The organism is Methylobacterium sp. WL103, from assembly GCF_008039885.1.
GTDB lineage: Bacteria > Pseudomonadota > Alphaproteobacteria > Rhizobiales > Beijerinckiaceae > Methylobacterium > Methylobacterium cerastii.
Genome location: NZ_VRUX01000799.1, coordinates 1 through 1,574, shown reverse-complemented (window position 1 = coordinate 1,574; position 1,574 = coordinate 1). Strand labels below are relative to the sequence as shown.

The following is a 1,574-nucleotide window of genomic DNA, read 5'->3' as shown; positions in this document are numbered from 1 at the left end:
GTGCCGCTCGGCGAGGCGGCCGCCCAGGGCGCGCTGTCGGCCGAGGACACGATCGAGTTCGGCGACCTGTCCAAGAAGCAGCAGCAATCGACCTTCGGCGCCCACTTCGTCGAGGTCGGCGTCGACGCCGACACCGCCGAGATCCGCGTCCGCCGGATGCTGGCCGTATGCGCGGCCGGGCGCATCCTCAACCCGAAGTCGGCTCGCAGCCAGGTCATCGGCGGCATGGTGATGGGGACGGGCGCGGCGCTGATGGAGGAGCTTGCGGTCGACACCAAGCGGGGCTTCTTCGCCAACCACGACCTCGCGGGCTACGAGGTGCCGGTGCACGCCGACATCCCGCACCAGGAGGTGATCTTCCTCGACGAGGTCGATCCGATGTCCTCGCCGATGAAGGCCAAGGGCGTCGGCGAGCTCGGGATCTGCGGCGTCGGGGCGGCGGTGGCGAACGCCGTCTACAACGCCACCGGCATCCGCGTCCGCGATTATCCGCTGACCCTGGACAAGTTCCTCGACCGGCTGCCCGAGGCGGCCTGAGCGCAATCCCCCCCGGAGCCGGACCGATCCCGGCACCGGGGGTTTTTAGGGAAATCGGTCGCATCCATGCCGTCGCGGCGCCGCGCTAGCTCGACGGCATGGATCGCAGCTTTCCCCTCACCTTTCCGATGACTCGCGCCGTCGGGCTCGACCGCCTCTCGGCCTTCCTCGCGGAGGCAGGGGCGGATTACGCCGCCGCCCGCAACACCGACCGTGGGCCGGACGCGCGGCCGACCACCTCGGCGCTCTCGCCCTACCTGCGCCGACGCCTCGTGACGGAAGCGGAGGTCGTGGCCGCCGCCGAAGCCGCCTTCGGCGATGGCGGCGCGGAGAAGTTCGTGTCGGAGGTCTTCTGGCGAACCTACTTCAAGGGCCATCTCGAGACCCACCCAGCAGCCTGGACGGACTTCCTCGCGCTTGCCGCGGCCGACCGGGGGCGGCTTGCGGCCGAGCCCGGCCTACGCCGGACCTTCGACGCCGCGATCGCGGGCCGGACCGGCATCGACGGCTTCGACGACTGGGCGCAGCAACTCGTCGAGACCGGCTGGCTGCACAACCACGCCCGGATGTGGTTCGCCTCGATCTGGATCTTCACCTTGCGCCTGCCTTGGGCGCTCGGCGCGGACTTCTTCCTGCGCCACCTCCTCGACGGCGACCCGGCGAGCAACACCCTGTCGTGGCGCTGGGTGGCGGGCCTGCACACGCGGGGCAAGCACTACGTGGCGCGTGCCGAGAACATCCGGCGCTACACGGAGGGTCGCTTCGACCCTCGAAACCTCGACGAGTATCCAGACGCCCTCGACGAGCCGATGCCGCCGCGCGAGGTCGCCCTGCTGGCCGCCGACGCAGCGCCCTCGGGCGACGTCGCCCTGCTCCTGCACCTCGACGACCTGCACCCGGAGAGCCTGCCGCTGGGCGCAGCGCGCGTGGTTCGGGTCGGAGGGCTGATCGCGCATGCCGAGGGGGCGTCCGAGGCCGTCCGGGCGGCGGACGCCACCGCGATGCGCGATGCTCTGGACCGGGCGGCGGCCCGTTTC

Annotated in this window: 2 protein-coding genes; both read left to right on the top strand. The window is 71.5% G+C overall.

The genetic code is table 11. From position 1 onward, the window contains the following. The coding region (locus tag FV222_RS25570; RefSeq protein WP_147815960.1) for a molybdopterin cofactor-binding domain-containing protein at positions 1 to 537 on the top strand (537 nt) is incomplete at its 5' end. Between the two features lie 128 nt (positions 538 to 665). Continuing rightward, on the top strand, positions 666 to 1,574 hold a 909-nt coding region (locus FV222_RS25565), incomplete at its 3' end, for an FAD-binding domain-containing protein (RefSeq protein ID WP_147815961.1).